We start from the raw sequence: 8,635 nt of genomic DNA, 5'->3' as shown, positions 1-8,635 counted from the left end.
CATCACATTGAGATAATGCTTTTTCAACAGCTTGAACTTTAAATTCTTGTGTAAATCGACGTCTCATTTTATCTGCCTCTATTAAAAGTTAGAGGCGACAACTATCCTGACACAGGGGGTTGTGAATAAATCACTTATACAGGCTTTGCTTGTCACGCTAACAAGACAACCGTAAATCTATACCTTGGGCGGTAGAAGCAGAGCTTGCTCGCGTGAGAAGCGCTGCTTCTAATCACTATATTAGGTAATTACTTAGCTTTGTATTTAACCATGCTCTTTTCGACTTCGTTTAGACGCAGGTAATTTACTACTTAATATAGCCAAACATAAAATAGTCATAAACAACATTGAGTTTGCACCGGCTTGCAAAGAATAATCTACCAACGAGTGCAGCAGCATATCTATAATTGCAATGGCACAACCAAAGGCAACACCCTGAAACAGCGCTGTTTTACGTTTTCGCATAGTAGCAATACATAACCATAAACAATAAAGTATAAGTGAGCCCAGTGCGGCTGTAGTGGGTATCCCAAGCTCTACTGCAAACTGCACGTAATCGTTATGGGCGTTATCGTAGTAACCAGAATAAGGCTCAGACTGATACGCCGGAAACGCAGTATAAAATGTACCACCACCAGAGCCCAATAAAGGCTTATCTAAAATGAGGGGTATTGAATCACGAACAACTTCGTCGCGGGTTTCTGATGAAATACTGGTTTCGCTAATACGCTGTTTAACTTTTTCTACATCAAATATAGCGCCAATAATAATTAAATCGATTATAAAAAAACTAACTATAAGTAGTTTAAACGCTTTAGGTTTTTGCCTGTAAATAAAAAACGCGAGTAAGCTAACAACCATTAATGCAATAAAAAATGCCGAGTTACCCATACGGCTACGCGTTAAAATTAACGCAACAATAATAATAATTAACGAAATACGTAAAATTATTTTTGAGCTTAAAAGTATTTCAGCCCACGCACGAAGCGTTTGCTTTAATGTTTGTTTGTAATCGCTAGTAGAACGCTTTAATTCGCTAACTAAAACACCAATACCTAAACATAAACATAAAGCTAAAAAGTTAGCCAAAAAGTTAGAGTAAGTAAACGTGCCAATAGCACGGTCGGTATGTTTATAGCCAAATAACGGGCTAATTATATCTGGCGATAAATTTAAATAAGTCGCATATAAAGCTTGAAACACGCCGGCACTTATAATTGCATATATTAAATTTTTAATACGCTTTTCGCTATTGCAATAAATAAGCACAAGCCAACAAAATAAAATCATAAAACTTGTTTTAATAAGCATTTGTTTAGTTTGAAACGGGTCAACACTTACGGTAAATATTTGTACTGCGCATACGCCCGCAACTATACCGAGTACAGTAAATAAGGGCCAAGAATATAAAGGAGGGTATAAAGGGTGCTCGTTATTAATACTGCTGTAAACTAAATGGATAAAAAAGGTAGCACTAATTAATATCCCCATTGCTAAAATTGCCCAAGGGCGGTAACTACCTAATGGTAAGGGCAGCAAAAATAAAATTGCGCAGAGTAAAAAAAATATAAAACGATTCACAGGATTCTCTAAACTAAGAGCCTAAAAAGAAGGGCTAAAAAAATAAGCCATATAAAATAAAACGCAGCCAAAAGGCTGCGTTTTTATTATTTTATTAACGGTTAGTTACCGACTTCAGATATACCTTCATCGCCACCTGTGCCGCCGGCACCTTGTGGTACTGGAGTTGTTGGTAAAGTAACAATTACCGGGGCTACAGGAGTTGGAGCGCCACCTGGGCCAGCTGCTGTTGCTTCAGAGGCAACAGTGGCATCAACGCCAGCGGTAATAGCAGCAAGTGTAACGGTATCGCTGTCAACGCCAGCGGCTACAAGTGCAGCTAAAAAATCAGCAATAAGTGGGCTATCAGCACCAATAGCGTCTACAACTACAGTCATCATAGAATCAACTTGGGCAGCAGTACAATTTGTACATACGCCGTTAATAGCCGCTACTAAGTCTGCTTTAAGCTGATCTGGAGCTGTTTCAGCGGTTACGCTATTTAAAACGTTGACTAAATTAGTCATGCCTTCAGTTTGTACGACTGCATCAGTATCCGTTTGTGCATAACTTGGTAAAACTGTAAGTGCAGATGCACCAGCGATTAAGCTGGCCAATATAAATGATTTCATCTCTTGTCCCTTGGTAGAGTATTAATTACAAAATTTTAGCGCATCGGTGCAAAAAGTAAACTCTTTATTTGCGCCATTATCATTAGTTTTTATTATTTTGGTTGGCGGCATTATTAAATTGCCCTGTACGCCATCGCAACCTAAACCTTCAAGTACCTTTAAAGTTTCAGGTTTTTCAATTAAACAAGCTAAAACTTTAATACCAAAGCCATGACAAATATTATTAACTGTTTGAATAAAAAATTGGCTTTGGGTGTTATCTAATAAATCTTGAATATAGCTACCATCTATTTTTATATATTCAATATCTAACCCTTGTAAGTATCTAAACGAGGTTAAACTAGTGCCAAAGTGTTCAACACACACACTTATGCCAATATCTTTTATTGTATCTATATGTAAAGAGGCAACATGTACGTTATAAAGCAAGCTAATTTCATGCAATTCAAAAACCAAGTTTGTTTTAATAATTGGTTTAGTGTGAGCATAAAGAGTAAGCCATTCAATAAAGTCAGTTGAATACAACGAAGCTTTACTAATATTTAACGCAAATGTATCGTCTGGGTGTTGCTCTTTAACGTTTACAAAGTTACGAATTATTTTTTTGTCTAACTCTTCGGTTAAGTTAAGCTTTTCGGCCATAGCAAATAAATGGCCATTATTAACCTTTTCGCCTTCATGCGTAAAATGAGCAAACACCTCAAAGTAGCACTGCTTGTTTTCTGATTTAGTGCGCTTGACTGGCTGCACCGAAAAGCTAACCTCACCAGTAGCAATAATTGACTGAATAAGCGAACGCCACTCTTTAACACTAAACAAAGTATCTTTATCTACTTTATTTACAGCCGAATCGCCAATAGTACAGCCAGTATCAAGCGCCGAAAGCACACTCCCAATAGATGAGCCATTATCAACACTTACTAACGCTAAGTTAGCAAAACCATTTACGTGTAAGCTGTTTTTCTTTTTACTAAAGGCATCATTTATATCGAGGCGTGTTCTACTTAAAAATTGCATATCGAATGGGACTAAAGCAATAAAAGTACTACCGTTAAGTCTAAATATTTTAGAGTTGGTCAAAGCACCAAACACATTTTGCAAAGTAACGCTTACATCATGTACGTGCTCGTCACCATCTTGGTAACTTACAGTTTGGTTAATATTAGCAAGTGAGGGGAGAGTAACCATCATTGCAGTGATTGGAGTGTCGCTAGTAATGGTGTCAACCACTGAGTTAAAGTGGTTCTCAAACGAACGGCGGTTACCCAGCCCAGTGAGTGAGTCTACATATACTTCATCGGTAAGTGCTTGTGTTTGCTTTGTTAAAGAGTCGAAGGTGCTTTGTAGGTTCATTACCATATTATTTATGGCTTTAGTTACAGTACGCAGCTCGCGCGCAACAGGTATTTCGTCGTTTAATGTAAAGCGTTTACGCGTTACCAGGTGAGCTTGGTTCTCTACTGCTTTTAAAGGTTTAAATACAGCACGTAATATCAAATATGCTACAGCAAGCGACGCTACCAATAATAATAAAGAACCATAAAAGCTGCGTTTAGTATGTTCCCATAGCGTTAAATACGATTGCCCAACATGGCTTGTTACTTCAAGCACTCCAGCCATAATCCAGCCATTGTTTAATTCTGATTGCATAGTCGGGGCTTTAAGCTTTACTGCTGTAATAAACCAATTAGGTACAGACTCAACGCGTTTTGGGCTTGTTAGGTTAAATACCACGTTACTATCGGCGTTAGTAAATTTTATTTGTTTGTAATAACCTGAGTCGAAAATAGCGGTTGCCATGGTTTGAGCAATCATTAAGCTATCTTCTTCAAGGTAGGGTGAAATAGAAAGCCCTAAGCTTGTTGCTGTATCTTGCGCGTGGCTACCCATTTGTGTTTGTAAGTATTGGCGAGTGGTATCAACGTCAGTAATTACGCGTACAAAAAACGAAAGTACCGAAATCAATATAATAAGGCCATATACTTGGGTTTTTAAACTTAATCCATTTTTAAAAAGTCGAGACATAACTCGGTGTTCCTTTATCACTTTTGGCGGGCGCAAGCTCACCTTGTTCAATTCGCTCTAGCATGGTGTTCCAGGCAGAAACACCACGGCTATTTTTTACTTTATTGCCTAACCCTTTTGATTTGGCTAACCATAAACCTTGGCCATTAAAACTATATATAGGTGTTAAATCAGAGCGTTTATTAGCGGGCAGTAGTTTAGTATTAAAGTTACCTAAAACAAAGGGGATTTGATTAGGAGTTTCAATATATATAAGCACCATGTGAGGTTGATTAACTGTTTTTTGACGTACATACATTAAACGTACTTTATCTTCGGGTACGCCAAGCGCTATTAACGTAAAGTATTTGGCAATTACGTAGTCTTCACAATCACCCATACCCACGCCTAAGCTTTCAAGCGGGGTAGCCCAATAATCTTTTTGGTGCCAAAGCTCATCATCGGTTTTGTATTTAATGTGCTTATTAAAAAAGTCATTCACTAAATGGATTTTTTGCCATTCACTTTTGTCAGCCGATTCATCTATAAAACTTAGCCAGTTTTTAATGCGTTTGTGGCCCTCATCACCATACTGTTTTTGAGCGCGCGCAATTATATCGCTATTGCGTAAATACAAAAGCATATCTTGTGCGCATACAAAAAAAGACACTAATAATAAAATGCAAAACCCTAAACGCACAAATGTTCCTTTAAGTCTGTTTTTCCAAATAACCAAACAAGCTAAGCCTAGTATAGTATTGCTAGCTTTGAAAAGGTAGATCACCAAAAAGTATGGGAGTACTAGAATAGTGTGATGAAATCGAATTTCATGCAACATAAATTTAACAAAAAAACAATCAAAAAGTACTCTTTAATTATTGAGTGCATTATTGTGTTGTGTATAATAGCAATCTCACACGGCATGTGAAGCGCTTGAAAAGGGATTTTAGCTTAGTAATTTCTTTTTTTGTTGTTTAGCAAAATAATGAAAGGAATTAAAGTGAAAGTTTTAAAAGCAGTTTTACCTGTAGCTGGCCTTGGTACACGCATGTTACCAGCCACTAAAGCTATCCCTAAAGAAATGCTCTCTCTGGTAGATAAACCTTTAATTCAATACGTAGTTAACGAAGCTGTAGCAGCAGGCATTAAAGAAATTGTGCTTGTTACACACGCTTCAAAAAACTCAATCGAAAATCACTTTGATACAAGCTTTGAGCTAGAAGCCACACTAGAAGCACGCGTAAAACGTAGCCTGCTAGAAGAGGTTCGCTCAATAGTACCAACCGATGTAACGGTAATTTCTGTGCGTCAATCAGCACCACTAGGCTTAGGCCACGCGGTATTAGCAGCGCGTCCAATTGTTGGTAATAACCCATTTGCGATAATGCTACCCGATGTAATTATCGATAAATATAAATCAAATTCAAAAACTGACAATTTAAGCCAAATGATCGACCGATTCGATAAAACAGGCTACAACCAAGTAATGGTAGAGCCCGTACCGCAAGAACAAGTGCATCAATATGGTGTGGTTGATTTAGCCGGTAAAAAAATAAATGCAGGCGAAAATGCTGCAATTAAAAACATGGTCGAAAAACCTAATAACGACGAAGCGCCAAGTAATTTAGCTATTACAGGGCGCTATGTTGTATCTACCGCTATTTGGGATTTACTTGAGTACACCCCACCAGGTGCGGGCGGTGAAATACAGCTTACTGATGCATTATTACAATTACGCCATTTGGAAACTCTAGAAGCATACCATCTAAGAGGTAAGTCACATGATTGTGGTTCGAAGCTAGGTTATATGCTTGCTAATGTCGAATATGCAATGCAATCGAGTCAAATGGGTCAGGAATTTACCCAGCAAGTTAAAAAGCTATTTGCTGTAAGCAACTAATAGATTGAATTATTCAAATTAAGGAAAGTCATGGCTATTAAGATATTGAGCATATTTGGTACGCGTCCTGAGGCTATTAAAATGGCGCCATTGGTAAAAGCATTAAACTTAGCTGATGGTATTGAAGCTAAAGTATGCGTTACCGCGCAGCATAGAGAAATGCTAGACCAAGTTTTAGACTTATTCGAAATTGTACCAGAATACGACTTAAACATAATGAAGCCAGGCCAAAGCTTATACGATGTAACTACAAACATCCTTTTAGGTTTAAAACCTATTTTGGAAGAGTTTAAGCCAGACCTAATACTTGTTCATGGCGATACAAGTACAACACTTTCAGCAAGCCTTGCTGCATTTTATCAACAAATTCCGGTAGGGCATGTAGAAGCAGGCTTACGCACAGGTAATTTAGCATCTCCTTGGCCAGAAGAAGGAAATCGTAAATTAACAGGTGCAATTACAAAACTTCACTTTGCACCAACCGATACTTCACAGCAAAACTTACTTAACGAAGGTGTTAATTTAAGCGACATAGTTATAACGGGTAACACCGTAATAGATGCACTATTACAAGTTGTTGATAAAGTAAAAACAGATGAAGTATTAATAAGTACACTAAAAGCAAAGTTTCCAGAATTAGACGAAAGTAAAAAGTTAATTTTAGTAACAGGCCACAGACGAGAAAGTTTTGGTGGTGGTTTTGAACGTATTTGCGAAGCACTAGCAGAAATAGCACTTGCACATCCAGAGGCGCAAGTACTTTACCCTATGCATTTAAACCCAAATGTACGTGAGCCTGTAAATCGTATTTTAAAAGACGTTAAAAACGTACAGCTTATAGAACCTCAAGACTACTTGCCATTTGTATACCTGATGAGTAAAGCCCACATAATAGTAACTGACTCAGGCGGCGTACAAGAAGAAGCGCCAAGCTTAGGTAAACCTGTTTTAGTAATGCGCGATACAACTGAGCGCCCAGAAGCAGTTGCTGCAGGCACAGTTAAATTAGTAGGCACCGATAAAAATCGAATTATAGATGAAGTTAAAAACCTACTAACAAATCAAGCTGATTACCAAACAATGAGCCGAGCTCATAACCCATATGGTGATGGTAAAGCATGTGAGCGTATTATTTCAAAAATTAAACAACACTTTAACGTGCAATAAAAAGTTTTTTAAAGGATTTTGTAATGACAATTAAAACAGTATCAGTAGTAGGTTTAGGCTACATAGGGTTACCAACAGCAGCTGTAATAGCCTCAAGAGGGATTAACGTTATTGGTTTAGATGTAAATCAAAAAGCGGTTGATACAATTAATGCTGGTGAAATACATATTGTAGAGCCTGATTTAGATATTATTGTACGCGGTGTTGTTTCTACAGGTAACTTACGAGCAACAACGGTTCCAGAAAAAGCTGATGTATTTATGGTTGCAGTACCAACACCATTTATCCATAGCGAAAGCGGTGATCATAAAGCAGATCTAAGCTACATAGAATCTGCAGCTAAAACTATTGCCCCAGTACTCGAAAAAGGCAATTTAGTCATTTTAGAATCAACCTCACCAGTAGGTGCAACAGAGCAGCTAGCACAATGGCTAAGTGAAGCTCGCCCTGATTTATCGTTCCCGCAAGATAAAGGCGATGCAGCCGACATTAACGTCGCACATTGCCCTGAACGCGTATTACCAGGTTATGTACTACAAGAACTGGTATCTAACGACCGTGTTATCGGTGGGATGAGTAAAACGTGTAGCGAAAAAGCAGTAAAATTATATGAAACATTTGTGCGTGGTGAATGCATCGTAACAAACGCACGTACAGCTGAAATGGCAAAACTAACAGAGAATTCATTTCGTGATGTAAACATAGCATTTGCTAATGAATTATCTGTAATTTGTGACAAGCTTAAAATTAACGTATGGGAATTAGTTAAATTAGCTAATCGCCACCCTCGCGTAAATATACTTAACCCAGGCCCGGGTGTAGGCGGGCATTGTATTGCTGTTGACCCTTGGTTTATTGTTGCTAGCTGCCCAGACGAAGCAAAAATAATTAAACAAGCGCGTTTAACAAATGATGCAAAACCGCATTACGTAATAAATAAAATAGCAAAAGCCGCCGACGAATTTAAACGCCCAGTAATAGCGTGCCTAGGTTTAGCATTTAAAGCTGACATTGACGACTTGCGTGAAAGTCCTGCTCTTCAAATAGTACAAGAGCTAGCCACACAAAACGTAGGTGAAATTTTAGCGGTAGAACCTAATATACAAGAATTACCTGAAAAGCTTTCGTCAAAAGGTGTCGAGCTTACAACATTAGAAACCGCACTAGAGCAAGCTAATATTATAGTAGTGCTAGTAGATCACAAACAATTTAAAGCAGCAGATAAAACAGAATTTGCCTCAAAAGTTGTTATAGATACGCGCGGGATAATGTAAGTTAATATGATTATCAGTAAGTTAAATGAAAGTAATATATATGGATGCTCTTCATGCAATTTAAGTCTTTTATTTATAATAAATTTAGCAGTATGTTT

The 8,635-nt window shown here is 37.8% G+C and carries 7 protein-coding genes; 3 read left to right on the top strand and 4 right to left on the bottom strand.

Annotation, left to right across the window (positions count from 1 at the left end):
* Nucleotides 1–264: 264 nt before the first annotated feature.
* The 4 genes from I6F48_RS15345 to I6F48_RS15330 form a co-directional block, all read right to left on the bottom strand.
* A complete protein-coding gene (locus I6F48_RS15345) occupies nucleotides 265–1,581 on the bottom strand; it encodes an O-antigen ligase family protein (protein WP_197119780.1) in 1,317 nt (438 codons plus the stop codon).
* A 101-nt stretch (nucleotides 1,582–1,682) separates the two neighbouring features.
* Nucleotides 1,683–2,192: a hypothetical protein gene (locus I6F48_RS15340; RefSeq protein WP_165727333.1), complete on the bottom strand. Its 510-nt coding sequence runs from the start codon at nucleotides 2,190–2,192 to the stop codon at nucleotides 1,683–1,685.
* A 21-nt stretch (nucleotides 2,193–2,213) separates the two neighbouring features.
* Nucleotides 2,214–4,217: a bifunctional diguanylate cyclase/phosphodiesterase gene (locus I6F48_RS15335; RefSeq protein WP_197119779.1), complete on the bottom strand. Its 2,004-nt coding sequence runs from the start codon at nucleotides 4,215–4,217 to the stop codon at nucleotides 2,214–2,216.
* Nucleotides 4,201–4,896: a transglutaminase-like cysteine peptidase gene (locus tag I6F48_RS15330; RefSeq protein WP_197119778.1), complete on the bottom strand. Its 696-nt coding sequence runs from the start codon at nucleotides 4,894–4,896 to the stop codon at nucleotides 4,201–4,203. Before I6F48_RS15330 ends, I6F48_RS15335 begins: the two co-directional genes overlap by 17 nt.
* 300 nt (nucleotides 4,897–5,196) lie before the next feature.
* Here I6F48_RS15330 and galU point away from each other — a divergent pair, with 300 nt between their 5' ends.
* The 3 genes from galU to wecC are packed head-to-tail and all read left to right on the top strand — an operon-like array spanning nucleotide 5,197 to nucleotide 8,537.
* The gene (galU, locus tag I6F48_RS15325; protein WP_197119777.1) at nucleotides 5,197–6,096 is read left to right on the top strand and encodes a UTP--glucose-1-phosphate uridylyltransferase GalU; all 900 of its coding nucleotides are present in this window, start codon (nucleotides 5,197–5,199) and stop codon (nucleotides 6,094–6,096) included.
* 30 nt (nucleotides 6,097–6,126) lie between these two features.
* On the top strand, nucleotides 6,127–7,263 hold the full coding sequence (gene wecB, locus I6F48_RS15320) for a non-hydrolyzing UDP-N-acetylglucosamine 2-epimerase (RefSeq protein WP_197119776.1): 1,137 nt from the start codon (nucleotides 6,127–6,129) through the stop codon (nucleotides 7,261–7,263).
* Nucleotides 7,264–7,286: 23 nt separating this feature from the next.
* Nucleotides 7,287–8,537 (top strand): UDP-N-acetyl-D-mannosamine dehydrogenase, encoded by a 1,251-nt coding sequence (gene wecC, locus I6F48_RS15315; protein ID WP_197119775.1) that lies wholly within the window; start codon nucleotides 7,287–7,289, stop codon nucleotides 8,535–8,537.
* Nucleotides 8,538–8,635 lie beyond the last annotated feature (98 nt).

It is taken from the genome of Pseudoalteromonas sp. SWYJ118, from assembly GCF_015864505.1.
GTDB classification, from domain to species: Bacteria; Pseudomonadota; Gammaproteobacteria; order Enterobacterales; family Alteromonadaceae; genus Pseudoalteromonas; species Pseudoalteromonas arctica.
The sequence above is the reverse complement of the archived record's forward strand: the minus strand, read 5'-3'. Positions and strand labels throughout refer to the sequence as shown.